This is a genomic window from Sphingopyxis sp. 550B, assembly GCF_057401805.1.
This window is the reverse complement of record NZ_CM171610.1, coordinates 2,074,397-2,093,919: the sequence shown is the minus strand read 5'-3', so window position 1 is coordinate 2,093,919 and position 19,523 is coordinate 2,074,397. Positions and strand designations below refer to the sequence as shown.

General features: G+C 66.9%; 16 protein-coding genes. 8 read left to right on the top strand and 8 right to left on the bottom strand.

The annotated features are described in order from the left end of the window. Positions 1-10 precede the first annotated feature (10 nt). From AC2S9W_RS09685 to AC2S9W_RS09650, 8 genes are all read right to left on the bottom strand, one after another. Entirely contained in the window at positions 11-1,189 is a 1,179-nt protein-coding gene (locus AC2S9W_RS09685) for a dipeptidase (RefSeq protein WP_076074720.1), read from the bottom strand. Beyond that, on the bottom strand, positions 1,186-2,763 hold the full coding sequence (locus AC2S9W_RS09680) for a serine hydrolase (protein ID WP_076074719.1): 1,578 nt from the start codon (positions 2,761-2,763) through the stop codon (positions 1,186-1,188). The genes AC2S9W_RS09685 and AC2S9W_RS09680 overlap by 4 nt, the downstream gene beginning before the upstream one ends. Next, positions 2,760-3,893, bottom strand: coding sequence for a YkvI family membrane protein (locus AC2S9W_RS09675; protein WP_076074717.1), 1,134 nt, complete (start codon positions 3,891-3,893; stop codon positions 2,760-2,762). The genes AC2S9W_RS09680 and AC2S9W_RS09675 overlap by 4 nt, the downstream gene beginning before the upstream one ends. Further along, positions 3,890-4,930 carry an N-acetyltransferase DgcN family protein gene (locus AC2S9W_RS09670; protein WP_076074716.1) on the bottom strand — a complete coding sequence of 347 codons (1,041 nt, stop codon included), beginning with the start codon at positions 4,928-4,930 and terminating at the stop codon, positions 3,890-3,892. Before AC2S9W_RS09670 ends, AC2S9W_RS09675 begins: the two co-directional genes overlap by 4 nt. A gap of 19 nt (positions 4,931-4,949) precedes the next feature. After that, the gene (locus AC2S9W_RS09665; protein ID WP_083675052.1) at positions 4,950-7,136 is read right to left on the bottom strand and encodes a TonB-dependent receptor; all 2,187 of its coding nucleotides are present in this window, start codon (positions 7,134-7,136) and stop codon (positions 4,950-4,952) included. A gap of 4 nt (positions 7,137-7,140) precedes the next feature. After that, positions 7,141-8,283, bottom strand: a complete 1,143-nt coding sequence (locus AC2S9W_RS09660; RefSeq protein WP_104959468.1) for a dipeptidase — start codon at positions 8,281-8,283, stop codon at positions 7,141-7,143. A gap of 82 nt (positions 8,284-8,365) precedes the next feature. Next, positions 8,366-9,373, bottom strand: coding sequence for a dipeptide epimerase (locus AC2S9W_RS09655; RefSeq protein ID WP_076074714.1), 1,008 nt, complete (start codon positions 9,371-9,373; stop codon positions 8,366-8,368). Then, positions 9,373-11,349: a serine hydrolase domain-containing protein gene (locus AC2S9W_RS09650; RefSeq protein WP_076074712.1), complete on the bottom strand. Its 1,977-nt coding sequence runs from the start codon at positions 11,347-11,349 to the stop codon at positions 9,373-9,375. Before AC2S9W_RS09650 ends, AC2S9W_RS09655 begins: the two co-directional genes overlap by 1 nt. Before the next feature lie 142 nt (positions 11,350-11,491). Between AC2S9W_RS09650 and AC2S9W_RS09645 the strand changes: the two genes are divergently transcribed. From AC2S9W_RS09645 to mnhG, 8 genes are all read left to right on the top strand, one after another. Then, the gene (locus tag AC2S9W_RS09645; protein WP_067106306.1) at positions 11,492-12,115 is read left to right on the top strand and encodes a helix-turn-helix domain-containing protein; all 624 of its coding nucleotides are present in this window, start codon (positions 11,492-11,494) and stop codon (positions 12,113-12,115) included. Between the two features lie 379 nt (positions 12,116-12,494). Further along, a complete protein-coding gene (locus tag AC2S9W_RS09640) occupies positions 12,495-13,370 on the top strand; it encodes a universal stress protein (protein WP_067106216.1) in 876 nt (291 codons plus the stop codon). Between the two features lie 138 nt (positions 13,371-13,508). Next, positions 13,509-16,439: a monovalent cation/H+ antiporter subunit A gene (locus tag AC2S9W_RS09635; protein WP_076074709.1), complete on the top strand. Its 2,931-nt coding sequence runs from the start codon at positions 13,509-13,511 to the stop codon at positions 16,437-16,439. Then, positions 16,439-16,786: a Na+/H+ antiporter subunit C gene (locus tag AC2S9W_RS09630; protein WP_067182485.1), complete on the top strand. Its 348-nt coding sequence runs from the start codon at positions 16,439-16,441 to the stop codon at positions 16,784-16,786. Before AC2S9W_RS09635 ends, AC2S9W_RS09630 begins: the two co-directional genes overlap by 1 nt. Next, positions 16,783-18,402: a monovalent cation/H+ antiporter subunit D gene (locus AC2S9W_RS09625; RefSeq protein WP_076074707.1), complete on the top strand. Its 1,620-nt coding sequence runs from the start codon at positions 16,783-16,785 to the stop codon at positions 18,400-18,402. Before AC2S9W_RS09630 ends, AC2S9W_RS09625 begins: the two co-directional genes overlap by 4 nt. Next, positions 18,399-18,881 (top strand): Na+/H+ antiporter subunit E, encoded by a 483-nt coding sequence (locus AC2S9W_RS09620; protein WP_067106207.1) that lies wholly within the window; start codon positions 18,399-18,401, stop codon positions 18,879-18,881. The genes AC2S9W_RS09625 and AC2S9W_RS09620 overlap by 4 nt, the downstream gene beginning before the upstream one ends. Further along, entirely contained in the window at positions 18,878-19,159 is a 282-nt protein-coding gene (locus tag AC2S9W_RS09615; RefSeq protein WP_067106205.1) for a K+/H+ antiporter subunit F, read from the top strand. Before AC2S9W_RS09620 ends, AC2S9W_RS09615 begins: the two co-directional genes overlap by 4 nt. Further along, complete coding sequence (gene mnhG, locus AC2S9W_RS09610) at positions 19,156-19,518, top strand: monovalent cation/H(+) antiporter subunit G (RefSeq protein WP_174521637.1); 363 nt, start codon at positions 19,156-19,158, stop codon at positions 19,516-19,518. The genes AC2S9W_RS09615 and mnhG overlap by 4 nt, the downstream gene beginning before the upstream one ends. Positions 19,519-19,523: the final 5 nt, after the last annotated feature.

Here is a 19,523-nt window from a genome sequence, read left to right as displayed (position 1 = left end):
CCGCCGGCGGCTACTTCCCCTGTGTGGCCAGGACGCGCAGGATGTTGCCGCTCCACATCTTCTCGATATCGGCGTCCGAATAGCCTGCCTGCTTCAGCCGTTCGGTGACCTTCGGCAGCGCCGAAATATCCTCGATCCCCTTCAGCCCGCCGCCGCCGTCCCAGTCAGCTCCGAAGCAGACATGATCGACGCCGCCGACCTCGATCGCGCGCAGCACCATCTTCATATAATCCTCGAAGTCCGCCGCCCACATCGTTTCGGTCTTGTCGAGTTCGCGCCACTGGCGCGTCAGTTCGGCCTGCGCTTCGGGGGCCAGTTCGCCGATCCGCTCATAGTCGGCGAACAGCTTCGCGCGCGGCGGCGACATCTTCATCTCCGACATGTAGATGGTCGAGATGCACATCGCGCCGCCCTTCGCCGCAAGCGCCTTCAGCCGCCCCTCGTCGAGGTTGCGCGGGTGATTATGCGCCGAACGCAGGCTCGAATGCGAAAGCAGGATCGGATATTTCGACAGCGCGAGCAGTTGATCGAAGGTTGCATCGGACGAATGGCTCGCGTCGATGACGATACCGAGCCGGTTCATCTCGGCCACCCACTTTTCGCCGAGCGGGCTGAGGCCGTTCCAGCGCGGCTTGTCGGTCGCGCTGTCGGCGAACTGGTTGTTGAGCCCGTGCACCGGCCCCGCGAGACGCACGCCCTTGTCGTAGAACTCGCTGAGCAGCGACAGGTCCTCGCCCAGCGGATAGCTGTTCTCTATCGACTTGAAGGCGATCAGCTTGCCTTCCCTGTCGAGCCGCCGCGCATCGTCGGCGGTGCGCGCCGCGCCGATGGCGCCGCTGTTGGCGGCGATCATCCGGTCGATGCTGTCCGAACGCTTGCGAGCGTGCGCGAGCGCGGCGGCATAGCCCGCCGCGGTCAGCGGTCCCTGATCGGTGTAGATGGCGAAGAAGCCGCCATCGAGATTGCCGTCCTTCATCCGCGGGATGTCGAGTTGCGACAGGTCGGTCGCGAGGATGTGGCGGTCGGCGAAATTCCATCCCTGCCGATCGAAATGGAGCGGCGTGTCGAGGTGGGTGTCGAGCACGAGCATCCGGCTGTGCAGCGGTGCCTCGGCGGCCTTCGGCTTGTCGCCGCCGGTCGAACAGGCGGCGAGCGCGGTCGCGCCGAGCAGAATGGCGATGCGTTTCACTTCTTGTCCTCCACAGGCTTCAGGTCGAGGTCGTGATAGTCCCAACTGAAATCGGCGATCTGGCTGACCGCTTTCATCGTCACCCCGGTCACCTTGCCCCCGGCATCGAGCGCGAAGGTGACATAGGCGGGCTCTATCGCCGGATCGTCGAAATCGGTGACAAAGCTGTCATACTGCCAATGCTTGAGGCGCCCCGCCATCCGCGGCGTCGAGGTGAAGTCGATGCTCAGCCCCTTCGCGCCCGCCCCGATCACGACGTCGCCATACCAGGGATCGCGGTAGCGCCCCGCATAGCCCGCGAGCGGCAGCGACGGGCCCGATTTGGCGGGCGACGCCTTCGCCTGCTTGAGATATTCGACCCCACCCGCGAGCCGCGCCTGATACCAATCCTCCCATTTCCGGGTCCAGCCATAGTCGGGCTGGTCCAGATAATGGTCTAGCAGTTCGTAGGTCAGGCCGAGCAGCATGCCGCTGTCCTCGCTGTTCATCATGATCGCGAAACCGACATTCTTGTCGGGGATCATCACGACGCGGGTGATCGACCCGAAAACGCCGCCGCTATGCTGGATGATGCGGTGGCCGCGATAGTCCTGCACCTGCCAGCCGAGCGCATAGGCCTGCTGCGTCGGCTGCGCGGGTTTCAGCGTATCGGGCAGCGGGGTGATCGGCATCGGTGTCACCGGCGCCCACATCTCGGCCGCCTGCTTCTCGCTGAACAATCGCTTGCCGTCGGGGAGCGCGCCGTGCGCGAGCTGGATATTGAGCCACGCCGCCATATCTTCGGCGCTGAGCGCGAGGCCGCCCGCGGGCGCGCCGTTGCGGCCGAGCTCGTCGCGCTCGTCGAGCGCCTGCTGCGGCCCGATCCCGCGCAGCACGCCCGACAGGCGCGCGTGCGGCCAGCTCCGGTTCGCGATGCGGAAGCGGTCTTCGCTGTCGCTCGTCGCATTCTTCATGCCGCCCGCGCGCAGCACGCGCTCGCGGGTGAAATCCTCCCAGGTCTGACCAGTGACCTCCTCGATCAACTGCCCCGCGACCGCATAGAGGATATTGTCATAGGCATAGGCCGAACGGAAGCTCGTCCGGGGCTTGAGGAACGCGACGCGTTCGGCGGTCTGCCTGCGGGTCAGGCTGGTGCGCGGCACGAACATCAGGTCGCCCTGCCCCAGTCCCAGTCCGCTGCGGTGGACGAGCAGGTCGCGGATCGTGATCTCGCGCGTTACCCACGGGTCGTACATCCGGAACCACGGCATATGCTCGATCACCGGGTCGTCCCACCCGATCCGACCTTCGTCGACGAGCACCGCGAGCGCCGCGGCGGTCATCGCCTTGCCGGTCGATCCGGTCTGGAAGATCGTCTGACCGTCGATGGGCGCGCTCTCGCCGAGCTTGCGAACGCCCCAGCCGCGCGCGAGCGTGGTCCTGCCGTCCTCGACGATCGCGATCGAGACGCCGGGCGCGCCGACCTTCTGCCGCAGCACCTCGACGCTTTCGCCAATGTCGGCGGGCGGGTCGGCCCAGACGGGCGCGGCCGCCGACAGCAGCAGCGACAGGGCAAGCAGGCGAACGGGTTTCATGGCAAGACCTCCCTTCGAGGAGCAGACGACGGACGCAGCAGGCGCCAGGTGCCGAGAGTGATGAGCGGCACGACAAAGACGGCGAGAAACAGCCAGGCGAGGAAGCGGTATCCGCTGGCGATGAGCTCGACGAGGCCGATCTCGCCCGCGACGAACATGCAGCCGGTCAGGATCACCGCGCCGATCAGCGCCCGCGCGCCGGCGCCGAGCGCAGGCCGACCCCGGCTCTCGACCGCGCCCGAGATACGCTCGTTGATCGCGTGCACCGCGCCCGCGCCACTTTCGAGCAGCGCCGCGAGGATCATCATCTGGAACAGGATGTGAAAGCCCGGCACCTTCATCTGGCGCAGCAGGAAATCGGACGGCAGGGTCTCTGCCCCGATCGCGGGATAGAAGGCGATCATCGCGACGAAGAAGAGGATCGCCGGCAGCATCGACAGCGGCCCCGCGATCAGCCCCGCGACGACCGCGTCGCGCTGGCTGGTCAGATGTCGCAGCACCGGCAGGATAACCACCGCGCCGACGATATTGTAGCTCGCATAGGTGATGCCCCCCGCCATCCAGCCTGCCGATGGCGGCGGCGCGGCGGCGAACCCCTGCCCGATCAGCCCGCCGAAGCTGGCGAGCGCAAGGATCAGGAACAGGCCGTAGACGGTATAGAGAAGGATCGAGACATATTTGAACATCTGCTCGACGGCGCCCGTCCCCCAGGCGGTGACCGCGACGATCGCCACCGCCAGCAGCGCCGATCCCGCCCATTCGGGCCAGCCGAAGGTGGCGGCGCCGATCGCCGCCGCCGCCGCGCCGAACACTGCGAGGATCAAGATGACGAAGACGATATAGGCCGCCTCGAACGCGACCCAGGCGGGGCCGAGAAGCCCCTTGAAGAAGGCGCGATAATCATATGCGCCGAGTTGGCGCGCGAGCGCGAAGGTCAGCGCGGCGATGACGCTCCAGATGCCGGTCGCGAGCAGCATCGCGGCGAGCCCGCCCCACGGCCCCGAGGGCACGAAATATTCGGCAAGCTCGCGCCCCGTCGCATAGCCGCCGCCGATGATGACGGCTTTCAGCGCGAAGCCAGGGAGCAGGAAGCGCTGGAACCAGTTGGGGTTCGCCGCGCCCGCCGTCATGCGAGAATGGCGTCCACGAGCGCGGCGAAGCCCGGACCGCCGCGGATCGGGTCGGCGACCGGCAGGCCGAGCCGGTTGCGCTCGGCCGCCATCAGCGCTTCGGCGCCGTCGGCGTCGAAGATCGAGGTGTTGAGGCTGACACCGCCGCAGCGGATCGCGGGATTGGTGCGGCTGCCGAGCCGGACTGTCAGGTCGATCACCTCCTCGATGCTCGGCAGGGCGAAATTCTCCATTCCCAGGATCACCTTGCGGGTCGGGTCGTGGCAGACGACGAACACGTCGGGCTGGCTGCCGTGCAGCAGGCCGAGCGACACCGCGGCATAGGCGGGGTTGAAGATCGATCCCTGCCCCTCGATCAGGTCCCAATGGTCGTCGGGCGCGTCGGGGCTGAGCATTTCCGCCGCCCCGGCCTCGAAATCCGAAACCACCGCGTCCATCGGCACGCCGCCGCCGGCGATCATGATGCCGGTCTGGCCGGTGGCGCGAAAGTCGGCGTCGATGCCGCGTTCGCGAAAGGCCCGGTGCAGCGCCAGCGCGGTATATTTCTTGCCGAGCGCGCAATCGGTGCCGACGGTGAGCAGCCGCTTGCCGCTGCGCTTGCGCCCGTTGCCGATGGGGATCGTCGGCGGCGGGGTGCGGACGTCGATCAGCCGCCGCCCGGTCCGCCGGGCGGCCTCGACGAGCGCGGGAACGCTCGTCAGCCTGGTGTGCAGGCCGCTGACGATGTCGAGCCCGGCCTCCATCGCCTCGACCAGCACCGCCACCCACGTATCGCCGATGACGCCCCCCTGGTTCGCAACGCCGATCACCAGCGACCGGGCCCCGGCCGCGCGGGCATCGGCGGGCGACAGGCGCGGCAGGCCGGTGCTGACCGTGCAGCCGGGCGCCGACCATTCGCCGACGCAGCGGTCCGCGGCCCAGTCGGCGAGGCCGAAGGCGGTCTTGGCATAGCCCGCCTCGGTCGTATCGCCGAGGAACAGGAGATAGGGTTGCGGCAGTGTCAGGCTGTCGGCCAGCCTGCCGAGGGGGGCATTCATCTTTTTCACTCCGTTCGCGTCAAAAGGCCATGTCGAGCGCGACGCCGATCGTCCGGGGCTGCAACGGCGAGATGGCGAGGAAACTCGGCCGGTTGAGTCCGTCGGCCATCGTCGTGCGCGCCATCTCGCCCTTGTTGTCGAGCAGATTGCGCGCATAGGCCCGCAGCGTCCAGTGGTCGTCGAACACCAGCGACGCGTTGAGATCGACCGACGTATAGGGTCTGGCACGCGCGACGAGCGGGTCGCTCTCGACCAGCGAGAGCCGGCTGCTCGCATGGCGGATGCCCGCGCCGAAGCTGCCCCGCGTGCCGCCGCCGAGCCCGAATTCATAGTCGGCGCGCAGCGCGCCGCTGAACCTGGGTACCGCGGGCAGGCGGTCGCCGTCGACGCCGCTGATCTCGGGCACATCCTCGCTGAGCCCGGCGTCGGTGTAGCTGCCCGTCGCGGTGATCGTCAGCCCCGGCACGGGACGGAACGCGATATTGCCTTCGAAACCCTTGCTGGTCGCCTTGCCGCCGTTCGCGCCGCCCGACACGCCGCCGAAGGCGCGCGTGACCTGGATGTCGGTCCAGTCCATCCAGAACCCCGCGACGTCGATCGTCACCGCCCGGTCGGCTAGGTCGGCCTTCAGCCCGACCTCGTAATTGGTCATGCGGTCGGCATCGACGCTCGGCGGGACGTTGGGGACGATGACGTTCGGGCCGCCGGGCCGATAGCCGGTCGCGACGCGCGCATAGAGCATCGCATCCGGGGTGATGTGGAACTGCGGGCTGACCGAGAAGGTCCACACGCTCTCGGCCGAGGTGCCCGGATCGTCGGCGGACGGGACAATCGCGCCCGAACTGATCTGGCGGAAGGTCTGCTCGTTGCGCGCCCAGCGCAACCCGGCGGTGATTTCGAACCGGTCGCTGAACTTGAAGGTGCCGTTCCCGAAGACCGCATATTCCTTGTAGGTCGCGGGCAGGCCCACGGTCGCGAGCGGATCGAGCGAAGCGATCAGATTGCCGTCCATGTCATAGGAATGCACGAGCTGCGCATTGCTGGTTTTCTCGTCGGTGTAGAAGCCGCCGATCATCCATTCGAAGCGGCCACCGCTCGGCGAGGCGAGCCGCAGTTCCTGGGTCCATTTGCGGAGCCCGAGGTCGAGATGGAAGGGCGTGATGCCGGCGTCGATCGGCGGATCGGTGATGAACGGGAAGAGCACGCCGAAGGCATAGCTCGCGTCCTGAAGCTGGCGGCTCTGCGTCTTGCTGTAGGTCGTCGCCGAGGTCAGCGTCGCGGCGCCGAAATCATAATCGATCGTCGCCGAATAATAATCGAGGTCGATGTCGTAGGATTCGGGGACGTAATTGTTGTACGAGCGCCCGTCGCCGAGCCGCACGCCGGTGAGGTCGGCGGCATAAATCCCGTTGCCGTCGGAATCGAGCGATTGCCAGATGCCCGCCAGCTTCACGCTGAGTTCGGCCGTCGGCTGCCACAACAGCGCGACGCGGCCGCCGCGCTGCTCATAATCATTCTGGTCCTTCAGCGCGGCATTGTTGACGCTGCCGACCCATCCCGGGGTGCTGCGCCAGGCGAAGCTGCCGGTGACCGCCAGCTGGTCCTCGACGACCGGGACGTTGACGAACGCCTGCCCGCCCCAGCCGAGACCGTCGCCGCCCTTGATGCCAAAGCCTTCGATCCCGGCGCGCACGCGGAACGCCCGCGCGTCCGGCTGGACGGTGACATATTTGACCAGCCCGCCGATCGAGCTCGCGCCGTAGAGCGTCCCCTGCGGCCCCTTGAGCACCTCGATGCGTTCGAGGTCATAGGGCATCAGGTCGATCGTGAACTGCCCGGCGCGGTTGTAGAGCGCGCTCGATCCGACCGGCGCGTCGTCGAGATAGATGCCGACGGTCTGGCCCGCGTTGAGCGGCGCGACGCCGCGCAGGGTGATCGTCGTCTGGCCGGGCGTGCCGCTGTTGCTGACGTTCATCCCGGGAACATAGCCCGCATAGTCGACGAGCGAGGCCGAGCCCTGCTCCTGCAGTTCCTCGCCCGCGACGACGCTGATCGCGATCGGCACGTCCTGCACGTTCTGCACGCGCTTCTGTGCGGTGACGACGATCTCGCCGCTACTTCCGGTCGCCGCTGCCTCCTGCGCCTGCGCGGGGACCGCGGTCGTCAGAGCGATCAGGCTGACCGCAACAAAATACCTCTTTTTCATCGTCTTACCCCCAGACTTGGGCGAGCAGGCGGCGGAAGTTGCCCCCGAGCACGGCCCCGATGTTGTCGTTGGAATAGCCCCGGCGGATCAGTTCCTCGGTCAGGTCGAAGACCTTGCGCGGATGGTCGAATCCATCGATGTCGATCTTGTCGCGAAAGGCGTAGCTGCCCTTGTAGCCCGCTTTCAGCAGCGCATATTCGTCGGGCTTCATGTCGTCATAGCCGTTGAGGTCAGCGTCCGAGCCGATGCCGACATGCTCGACCCCGACCAGCTTCGCGACATGGTCGACATGGTCCGCCATATGCCCGACGTCGGTCGGGTCGGTCGCGCGCACGAACATCCGCACCCCGGTGATTCCCATCACCCCGCCCTTCGCCGCGAGCGCGCGGATCGCCTCGTCGGCCTTGGCACGCGGATGGCCGGCGATCGCGCGGGCATTGCTGTGGGTGATCGCGATCGGCCCCCGCGCGATCGCAATCGCGTCGAGGGTCGTCCGGTCGCCGCAATGCGACACGTCGACGAGCATGCGCTCCGCCTCCATCGCCGCGATGATCGCCGCGCCATAGTCGCTGACGCCGCCGTCGACGCGATCGGTGCTGCCCGACCCGATCATGTTCTGGCTGTTGTAGGTGAGCTGCGCGCAGCGCAGGCCGAGGCGGCGGAAGGTCGCGACATCCTCGACCGCCTCGAACTGGTCGGCGTTCTGGATGCCCATGATGACGGCGCATTTGCCGTCCCTCTTCGCCCGGTCGAGATCGTCGGCGGTGTCGACGAGCGTGAAGACGTGACTGTTGCGCCCGACGAAACCCTGCCAGCCGGCCATATATTCGAGCGCCTGCGCCTTCGCGCCGGGGCCGCCAAGGCCATAGGCGTTGTGAAAGCCGGTGATGCCGCTGGCGCGGAATTCGGCGGCTTCGGCGTCGGTCAGGCGATGCGCGACATAGGCGGGCGACGTCGTGATCTTGAGCGGTGCCAGCATGTCGATGACCAGCGACGATGCGACGAGGTCGACCGCACGGCGCGAATAGGCGTGCGCCGGATCGGCCGCGAAGGCATAGATGCCCCTGTTGATCATCGGCGCGGACAAAGCGGCACCGACCGCGCCCGCGATGGCCGCGCGGCGCGTTACCCGGAATGATCGCGTCATTCCATCCTCCACCCAGGAAATTTCGATTTCTAGACTATTGTCCTAATCAGAAAATTGTCAACCCGTTTAGGACATAAATTTGTCAGTCACCCCAAATGCCGGCGGGACAATGGATCCTGCCGCCGCGATATTCGACGCCGGGATCGCGGTCGCGCGCGAGGAAGGTCGGCCCGTCGAGGTCGACGATGTCGCAAAGCTGCCCGACGAGGTAGGAGGGCGCCATCGACAGGCTGGTCCCCATCATGTTGCCGACCATCACGTCGAGGCCGAGCGTCCGCGCCTGCCGCGCGATCGCGAGCCCTTCGGTCAGCCCGCCGCACTTGTCGAGCTTGATGTTCACGACGTCGAAACGCCCGACGAGCGACGCGGTGTCGGCGAGCGACAGCGCGCTTTCGTCGGCGACGAAGGGGAGCGGCCGCTTGACACCGTCGAGATCGGCCTCGCGTCCGCGCGGCAGCGGCTGTTCGAGCTGCGCGACGCGCATCTCGACAAGCACCGGCAACAGGTCGGCGAGCGTCCGGATGTCATAGCCCTGGTTCGCATCGACACCGATCCAGGCGTCGGGACGCGCGGCGCGGATCGCGGAGACGCGCGCGATATCGTCGGCCAGATCGCCGGTCAGCTTGACCTTCACCGGCGCCTGCGCGTCGATTGCCAGCGCCGCCTTTGCCATGACCTCCGGATCGTCGGCGCCGAGCGTCAGGGTCGAGCGCAGCGCCTTCGGCGGGTCGAGGCCGGCGAGGTCCCAGACCGGCCGGCTCTGCTGCTTCGCCTCCAGGTCCCAGAAGGCGCAGTCGAGCGCGTTGCGCGCGCCGCCCGGCGGCAGGAGATGCTGCAGGTCGCCGCGCGTCGCGCCACCCTCGATCGCCTCGCGCGCGCGCATCGCCTCGCCAAGCATATGATCGATGTCGTCGCCCAGATAATAGACGCCGGCACCCTCGCCGCGCCCGACATGCGTCCCGTCCGACAGTTCGGCGACGAGCAGCGCGGTCTCGGTGAAGACATGGCCCGAAATGCGGAACGGCTGGTGATAGGGAAAGCGCTCGACCCGCAGGTCGAGCGCCAGGGTGGGTGCAGGCTGCGTCGCCATCAATAGACCATCCCGAAGCCATAGAGATGGAAGGCGAGCGTCACCCAGGCGAGGACCAGCCCCGCGAGGACCAGCAGCACCGCGCCGAGCTTCATCGTCCAGCGGCGCTTGCCCTGGATGCTGAGCCACAGGTGCCACGCCGCCGCCGCCAGCAGGCCGAAGGCGGCGACCGGCGTCAGGATGCGCAGCAGGTGGATCAACCAGTCGAGCGGGCCGCCGATGCTGCCGATATCGGCCGAGAAGACGGCAACGAGCCCCGCCCAGCCGATGACCGCGGCCAGCACCAGCCACGCGAAGACGCGCGACAGGCGATAGGCGCGCAGCGCTTTGCCTTCGAGCACGAAATTCGCAGCGAAGCTGCGCCGGACCAACGCGCGCACCGGCCAGGCGAGCGCCGCAAGCAGCGTGATGCCGAGCGCGAAGATGAGCGCCGGGTTGAGCCATGCCGCGTTGACGCCGGCGGGTGCGGGCTCGAACACCATGAAGGGCGATCCGGCATCAAGGCTCCAGCGCACGACGCGGCCGTCCTTCACCTCTGCGGCGAGACGTTCGCCCGTGTTCGTGTCGCGCCACACGAAAGGCTCGACCTCGACCCAGTCGCGCGCCCCGGCGCTCAGGCCTTCGAGCCCCGGTACCGTGATCTTGCCGTCTTCGGTCAGCGACACGGCGGGCTGGCCGAGCAGGCCGAACAGGCTCATGAAATTGGTGAAGGAACCGCGGCTGCTGACGTAATGGCCGACCATCATCTCGGCATGCTGCCGCGCGGTCTTCGCGTCGACCTGCCCCGGCTTCTCCGCGCCCGGCAGGTAGCGATCGGCGAATTTATGGAACAGCGCGCTGCGGATCGCGCCCGCCGCGCCTTCCTTGCCCGGGCTGTTCATCGAAATGAAGACGCCGATGTCGGCATCGGGGAACAGCCACAGATAGGAATGGAACCAGACGGTATCGCCGCCATGCGCGATCGCACGGTGACCGTTGACCCATTGTTCGTAGAAGCCGAGCGCCATGCTGTTGAGCGGGCCGACACCGGGCGCCTTGAAATCGTGCATCATCTTCGCGGTTTCGGGCTTCAGCAGACCCGCGCCGTCATTGAGGTGCGCGATCATGAACTTGCCCATGTCGGCGCCGCTCGCCGACAGGCTGCCCGCCGGCGCCGGAATGACCATCTCGAACGGCCGCGCCTTTTGCGTGACGTCGGGATAGCCGCCCGCCATGTCGGGCGCGAGCGCCTTCGGAAGCGGCTGGCGGAACGTCGCATGCGTCATGCCGAGCGGCCTGAAGATATGGTTGTCGATATAATCGTCGAACGGCTCGCCGCTGACGCGCTCGACGATATAGCCCGCGAGCGCGGTGGCATAGTTCGAATAGGCGGGCGTCGTGCCGGGCGCGAAGACGCGTTGCGGCAGCGCGAGCGGCATCTGCCGCTTGAGCGTCATCACCGCCTTCGGATCGTTGCTGATCAGATGGCGGACCGATTCCTCGAAGCCCGCCGTATGCGTCATGATGTTGCGCAGCGTGATCGGCTTGCCCTCGAAGGGCGGAATCTTGAAGTCGAGATAGGCATTCACATCCTTGTCGAGGTCGAGCTTGCCCGCCTCGACCTGCTGCATCACCGCGGTCCAGGTGAAGAGCTTCGACACCGATCCCGGTCGGAAAAGCGTGGTCTCCGGCAGGACGGGCTTGCGCTTGGCGACGTCGGCATAACCATAGCCCTTTTCGAGCACGACCTGATCGCCGCGCACGACCACGACGACCGCGCCTGGAATGCGCGCGCGTTCGAGCGCGTAGGGCAGGAAGCCGTCGAGGAAGGCTTCGAGATCGGCCGAACTGAGCGTAGCCGCCTGAGCGGGTTTCGCCGCCGGCAGCGGCGCCGCCTCGACCTTCTTGACGGTCGGCGCCGGGACCGGCCCCTGTGCGGCGAGCGGCACTGCGGCGAGCGCGGCGAGCCCGATCATGGCCTTTCGGATGAAACGCATCGCTTTCCCCCTTTTTCTGGCGCGCCCTCTGAAACCTTGCAGCGAGCCGCGCGACCCCTTACCAAGGAGCCAACACCTATTGGCCCATTGGGGACATAATGATCCTGATTGGAAAATTGTCAAACATGGAATGGAAAAACTGATGGCGGACCGTTCGAACCCGCCGACGCTCGGCGCGGTGATGCGCGGAATTCGCTCGCGAAACGGCTGGACGCTCAAGGAAATGAGCGCGAAATCAGGTATCCCCGTGTCGACGCTGTCGAAGGTCGAGCACGACCGGCTGACCCTGAGCTACGACAAGCTCCAGCAGCTCAGCCAGCGACTCAACATCCGCATGTCGGATCTTTTCGCCGAGGGCGAGGAAGAGAGCGCGCCGCGCGTCACGGGCCGCCGCAGCATCGGCACGAAGGAAAAGGCGGTGCGCGTCACGACCGACAATTACGATTATCACTATCTTTGCACCGATCTGCGGCAAAAGCGGATGCTCCCCATCATCACCCGCATCCGCGCGCGCAGCGCCAGCGAGTTCGGCGAACTCGTCCGCCATCAGGGGGAGGAATTCATCTTCGTCATCGAGGGGCGGATCGAGGTGCACAGCGAATTCTACGATCCGGTCACGCTCGAGCAGGGTCAGGGCATTTATATCGATTCGACGATGGGGCATGCCTATGTCGTCGGCGAAGGTTGCGAGGAGGCGCTCGTCCTCGGCGTCTGCTCGAGCGCCGACGACGGGCTGATGGACTCGCTGATGAGCCTGCACGGCTAGGGCGGATCGTTCCAAATCCGGTGAGGTTCTCCCTCTTCGACGGGGCATCGTTCCCCGGCGAAAGCCGGGGTCCACGCGGGACAGCGCCATGCCATCTGACCCCGGCTTTCGCCGGGGAACAAGCTCTTACGTATCTGAAGAGCATATACGCCAAACAAGTTCAGGGGGACGGAAGATCAGCGAACGTGCAGCGAGGCTGAATCCCTGCGACTCTCGATGAGCCGCCGACAGGCGTGTCGGATTCTCGGTTGAAATCCCGGTCGTTATCGTATGAAGGAGACATGGTTCGTCCATGCCGTCCCTTTCGGCGCCGGGCGATCCCAGCGCCGCCACGGCCGTCTCCTGTTGCAATGACGCGACTGCAAATCCGGGAATGACCATGACCGACACCACGCCCCGCCACATTCTCCTTGCCACCGACCTCAGCTGTCGCTGCGACCGCGCGCTGGACCGCGCCGTGCAGTTGGCGGGCGAATGGGGCGCGGAGCTTACCGCCGCGACGGTGATCGAACCCGAACCCGCGGACCTTCTCGACCCCCGCCCCTCCTCCTGGCGCCGGCAGGCGACGCCCGCCGAGCGGATGCACTGGCGCCTGGCGCGCGATGTCGCCAGCGTCGCGGACGATATCGGCGTGGTGGTCGAAACCGGCGATCCCGCCACGAAGCTGGTCGAGATCGCCGAACATGAGCATTGCGACCTGATCGTCACCGGCATCGCGCGCGACGAGACGCTGGGGCGGATGATCCTGGGCAACACCGTCAGCCGCCTCGTGCGCCGGGCCGCGGTGCCGGTACTGGTCGTGCGCGACCGCCCGGCCGGACCCTATCGCCGGATCGTGATCGCCACCGATTTTTCCGAAGCCGCGCTCCAGGCGACGCTCGTCGCCTCGGCCTTTTTTCCCGCAGCAGCGCTGACCCTTTTTCATGGATATGACGTGCCCTACACCGGCTATCTCACCGACCGCGACTTCACGTCGGAATCGCGAGCCAAGGCCGACGAAGCCAGGGCGATGCTGCGAGCCGAGAGCCGCATCGACGCCGCGCTGCTCGAACGGCTGGACGTCGTTGTCGAACGCGGCACGCCCGAAATGCTGATCAGCGACCATGTCGAGGACCATCACGGCGACCTGACCGTCGTCGGAAGCCAGGGGCACGGCATCCTGTTCGACGCGTTCATCGGCAGCATGGACAAGCGGCTGCTCGATACGCTCGAAGGCGATCTCCTGATCGTTCCGGGCGCGGCGGGGGCCGGATAGACGCGTCGGCGCCGCCGCGCCGGATCGCCTGCCCAGCAAAAAACTCAACTCACGCCTTGCTCCGCCGCGCCAACGTCTACCATAAGGGGGGACGCCCTCGGGCAGCGCACCAGGCGATGGAGATCTTCCCCCTACCTTATGCACGACCCCCGCTTCCTCCTGGCCGTCGTCGCGCTTCCATTTCTGGGCAGCGCGATCGCGGCATTCCTGCCGGCCCGCGGCCGGAACCTCGCCTCGACGCTGGCGGGGGTGATCGCGCTTGCAGGCGCCATGATCATCGCGGCCTATTATCCGCTCGTTGAGCGCGGCGAGGTCGTGCGCCACGAACTGGCGTGGCTGCCGACGCTCGGGCTCAACCTGACACTTCGGCTCGACGGCTTCACCTGGCTGTTCGCGACGCTCGTCCTCGGCATCGGGGCGCTCGTCATCCTCTATGCGCGCTACTACATGTCGCCGGACGATCCGGTACCGCGCTTCTTCGCCTTCCTCCAGGCGTTCATGGGGTCGATGCTCGGCATCGTCCTGTCGGGCAACCTGATCCAGATCGCCTTCTTCTGGGAATTGACCAGCCTCTTTTCCTTCCTGCTGATCGGATATTGGCACCATAATCAAAGCGCGCGCGACGGCGCGCGCATGGCGCTGATCGTCACCGGCGCGGGCGGCGTGTGCCTGCTCGTCGGGCTGCTGCTGCTCGGGCGGATGGCGGGAAGCTACGACGTCGACGCGGTGCTCGCCGCGCGCGACGCCATCCATGCCGACAAGGCTTATCTGCCCGCCCTGATCCTGATCCTGATCGGCGCGTTCACCAAGAGCGCACAGGTCCCTTTCCACTTCTGGCTGCCGCATGCCATGGCCGCCCCGACGCCCGTATCCGCCTATCTGCATTCGGCGACGATGGTGAAGGCGGGCATCTTTCTGCTCACCCTGCTCTGGCCGGTCCTCTCGGGCACCGACAGCTGGTATCTGATCGTCACCACGACCGGCCTCGCGACGCTGCTGGTCGGCGCCTGGGCGGCAATCTTCCAGCAGGACCTGAAGGGCCTGCTCGCCTATTCGACGATCAGCCACCTCGGCCTCATCACGCTGCTGCTGGGTCTGGGCAGTCCGCTCGCGGCGGTGGCGGCGATCTTCCACACCGTCAATCACGCCACCTTCAAGGCGTCGTTGTTCATGGCCACCGGGATCATCGACCATGAAACGGGAACGCGCGACCTGCGCCGGCTGAGCGGCCTCGTCCGCTTCATGCCGATCACCGCCACGCTCGCGATGGTCGCGGCGGCGGCGATGGCGGGCGTACCGCTGCTCAACGGCTTCCTGTCGAAGGAGATGTTCCTCGCCGAAGCGCTCGAAGCGCACAGCGGCACGATCATCGACGTGGCGCTGCCCTATCTCGCGACGCTGGCCAGCGCGTTCAGCGTCTTCTATTCGGTGCGCTTCATCCACCAGACCTTCTTCGGACCGCCGCCGGTCGACCTGCCGCACCAACCGGCCGAAGCGCCGCACTGGATACGCCTGCCGATCGAGATACTGGTGCTCGCTTGCCTGCTCGTCGGGATCGTCCCGGCGCTCACCATCGGGCCGTTTCTCGCCAGCGCCGTCCAGTCGGTGCTGGGGGACCAGACGCCGACCTACAGCCTGGCGATATGGCACGGGTTCACCCTGCCGCTGGCGATGAGCTTCATCGCGCTGATCGCCGGTACGGCGCTCTATATACTGTTCCGCGAGCGGCTGAACGCCGTCGAGCGATCGCCGCTGATCGGCCGGCTGAAGGGACGCCGGACCTTCGAGGCGGTGCTCGCGGCGATCGTCAATGCGGCGCGCGGCCTGCACGAGCGGCTCGGCACCCGGCGCCTGCAGGTACAGCTGCGGTTGATCGTCGTCACCGCGCTGCTGCTCGGCACCCTTCCCTTCCTGCGGCTCGGCTATAGCCGGGGGCCGCTGCAGGATACGCTGATCGATCCGGTCTTCGGGCTGCTGTGGCTGTGCGGCGGCGCCTGCGCCATCGCGGCGGCGTGGCAGGCGAAATTCCATCGGCTGGTCGCGCTCGTCCTGGTTGGGGCCGCCGGGCTTGCCGTCTGCATCAGTTTCATCTGGCTGTCGGCGCCCGACCTCGGGCTGACGCAACTGCTCGTCGAGATCGTCACCCTCGTCCTGCTTCTGCTCAGCTTGCGCTGGCTGCCGCAGCGCCGCCCCGCCATATGGCCCGAAGAACGCAAGCCGCCGATGGTCCTGATCCGGCGCGGCGGCGACCTGCTGCTCGCGATCGCCGGCGGGACGGGCGCGGCCGCGCTTGCCTATGCGATGATGACCCGCCCGATGCCGGACAGCATCTCGCGCTATTTCGTTGAGAACGCCTATTCGGGTGGCGGCGGAACCAATGTTGTCAACGTCATCCTCGTCGATTTCCGCGGGTTCGACACGCTGGGAGAGATCACCGTCCTGTCGATCGTCGCGCTGACCGTCTTCACCCTGCTGCGCCGGTTCCGTCCCGCGCCGGAAAGCATCGAGATACCCGACCAGCAGCGGCGGCAGAATGCGTTCGACGAAGCGAGCAAGGATCATGCGATGGGCGATACGCTCGTCCATTATCTCTTCGTCCCGCGCATCATCATGCAATGGCTGTTCCCGGTCGTCCTGACCTTTGCCCTCTATCTGCTGATGCGCGGCCACGACCTGCCCGGCGGCGGCTTCGCCGCGGGCATCGCCACGTCGATCGCCTTCCTCCTCCTCTACATGGCGAACGGCACGCGACTGGTCGAAGCGAGCCTGAGCGTCCAGCCGGTGCGCTGGATCAGCGCCGGACTGGTCTGCGCGGTTGCGACCGGCCTTGCCGCCTGGTTGTTCGGCTACCCCTTCCTGACCAGCCATTCGCGCTATCTGACGCTGCCGCTGATCGGCGATATTCCGCTGGCGAGCGCGTTGCTGTTCGATATCGGCGTGTTCGCGGTGGTCGTCGGCACCACGCTGCTGATGCTGATCGCCATCGCGCACCAGTCGATCCGTTCGCCGCGCGCGCGCAAGCCGGTTCAGCCCGCGGCGGCCGAGCCGGGCACCGGGGGGAGCGCCTGATGGAAATCCTCCTTTCGCTCGCCATCGGGGTGCTGACGGCGTCGGGCCTGTGGCTGCTGTTCCGGCCGCGCACCTTTCAGGTGATCCTCGGCCTGTCGCTCCTTTCCTATGCGGTCAACCTGTTCATCGTGGCGGCCGGTCGGCTGCGCAGCGACGCGCCGCCGATCATCGGCAAGGATCCGGCGTCCGCCGATCCCGCGCTCTACGCCGATCCGCTGCCGCAGGCGCTGGTGCTGACGGCGATCGTCATCTCGTTCGCGACGACCGCGCTGCTGCTGGTGGTGCTGCTCGCCTCGCGCGGCCTGACCGGCACCGACCATGTCGATGGCGAGGACGGCGAAGCATGACCGGCTGGCTCCATCACCTGATCATCACGCCGATCCTGCTACCGCTGCTGGCCAGCGCGCTGATGCTCGCCTTCGACGAGCGGCGGCGCGTCCTGAAACGGTGGCTGAGCCTGATCGCATCCGCGCTGCTGATCGCCAATGCCGCGTCGCTGCTGTGGTTCACCAGCGACGCGGGCAATGCGGGCACCGACAGCCCCCATGTCTATCTGCTCGGCAACTGGGCGGCGCCCTTCGGAATCGTGCTGGTGGTCGACCGCCTGTCGGCGACGATGCTCCTGCTCGCCAACGTGCTCGGCTTCACCTCGCTATTCTATGCGCTGGCGCGCTGGGACCGGTCGGGACCGCGCTTCCACGCGCTGTTCCTGCTGTTGCTGATGGGTGTGAACGGCGCGTTCCTGACCGGCGACATCTTCAACCTCTTCGTCTTCTTCGAAGTGCTGCTCGCCGCCTCCTATGGCCTGATTCTGCACGGCGCGGGGACCGAGCGAACCAGCGCTAGCCTGCATTACATCACCATCAACATCGCGGCCTCGCTGCTCTTCCTGATCGGTGTGGCGCTGATCTATTCGGTCACAGGTACGCTCAACATGGCCGACCTCGCCACCCGCGTCGCCCGCACCGATCCCGGCGACATCGCGCTGCTGGAGGCCGGCGCGGCGATCCTGGGGGTCGCCTTTCTGATCAAGGCGGGCGTCTGGCCGCTGAGCTTCTGGCTCCCGCGCACCTATGCCGCCGCAGCGCCGCCGGTCGCCGCGCTGTTCGCGATCATGACCAAGGTCGGCGTCTACGTCATCCTCCGCCTCTCCTTCCTGCTGTTCGGCGAAGCATCGGGCGACGTCGCCGGCTTCGCCAACGACGGACTGCTCTATGGCGGTCTCGCCACCATGACCTTTGGCGTCATCGGCATCCTGTCCGCCCGCCAGCTCACGCGGGTCGTCGGGCACTATGTGCTGGTTTCGTCGGGCACGCTGCTCGCCGGGCTCGGCATCGGCGGCCAGCCGCTCATCGCCGCGCTGCTCTTCTATCTCGTCAGCTCGACGCTCGCGATCAGCGCGCTCTACCTCATCATCGAACCCGTCGAACGCAACGCCGACGAGGACGACATGATCGAAGGCATCGCCGAGCCCGTGTTCGACGACGAATATGTCGGCGCGATCGAGGAAGAGGAGGACGAGACGGGCGTCGTCATCCCCGGAACGATCGCCATCCTCGGCGGCGGCTTCATCTTCTGCGCGCTGCTGCTCGCCGGATTGCCGCCGCTGTCGGGCTTCATTGCCAAATTCGCCATCATCGATGCGCTGCTGCGCGCGGGTGCGGTCGGACCGATGAACTGGACGCTGATCGGACTGCTCATCGTGTCCGGCCTCGCGACGATGATCGTGATGACCCGCGCCGGCATCGACCTGCTGTGGACGCCGGGCGAGGACGCCCCGTCGCGCCTCAGCCTGGTCGAGGTCGCGCCCATCGCGCTGCTGCTCGCCGTCTGTCTGGCGCTGATGCTGTGGGCCGGGCCGGTCATGGCCTATCTCGAGGCGACATCGGCCGCGCTGCACGATCCGGCCGGCTATCTTTCCGCCGTCGCCGGCGCGCCTCCGGCGGGGAGCGCGCAGCCATGAGGCGGCTCGTCCCCTACCCGCTGCTGGCGCTCGCGCTGTTCGCAATGTGGACGCTGCTGACCGGCTTCTCGCCCGGGCACATCCTGCTCGGCGCTCTGGTCGCGCTGATCGTGTCGCGGTCGATGCTGTCGCTCAAGCCCGAACCGCCGCGCGTGCGGGTCGGATGGGCGATGGTCCGGCTCGCCGGAATCGTGCTGGTGGACATCGTCCGTTCCAACATCGCGGTGGGGAAGATCATCCTGTTCAACCCGCCGCACCGTCATTCGGACTTCATCGAACTGCCGACCGAGCTGCGCAGCCCCTATGCACTGGCCGTGCTCGCACTCATCATCACAGCGACGCCGGGGTCGCTGTGGGTACAGCACGACGCGAACCGGCACGTCATCCTGATCCATATCCTCGATCTGGTCGACGAAGCCGAATGGGTTCGGCAGATCCGGCAGCGTTACGAGCGGCTTCTGATGGAGATATTCGAATGAACGCGCTGTTCCTGGCGCTGGTGATCACCGCCGCGCAGATCGTGCTGGGCCTCGCGATGGGATGCGCCGCCTTTCGCATGCTGCGCGGTCCGCGCGCGCAGGATCGGGTCCTCGGGCTCGACACGCTCTATCTGACGGGGATGCTGCTGCTGCTCACCTATGGTATTCAGACCGGCCGCACCCTCTATTTCGAGGCGGCGCTGGTCATCGCGCTGCTGGGATTCGTCGGCACCGTCGCTCTCGGCAAGTTCCTGATGCGGGGAGAAGTCATCGAATGATGCAGGCACCCGATCTGCCGACCTGGGCCGCGATCATCGTCGGCCTTCTGGTCCTAGGCGGCGCGATCATCACGCTGGTGGGCGCGTTCGGCCTGATACGCCTGAAGACCTTCTATGCGCGCGTCCACGCCACGACGCTGGGCGCGACCGCGGGCATGGCGGCGATCCTGCTCGGCTCGATGCTGTGCTTCTCGATCACGCAGGGCCGGCCGGTCGTCCATGAGATATTGATCGCGCTGTTCGTCACCCTGACGACGCCGGTCACGCTGATCCTGCTCGCCCGCGCGGCGATCTATCGCGATCGCAGCGAAAAGCTCCCGCAGCTTCCGACCCGCAGCGAGCCGGAGCGCGCCGAATAACGTCC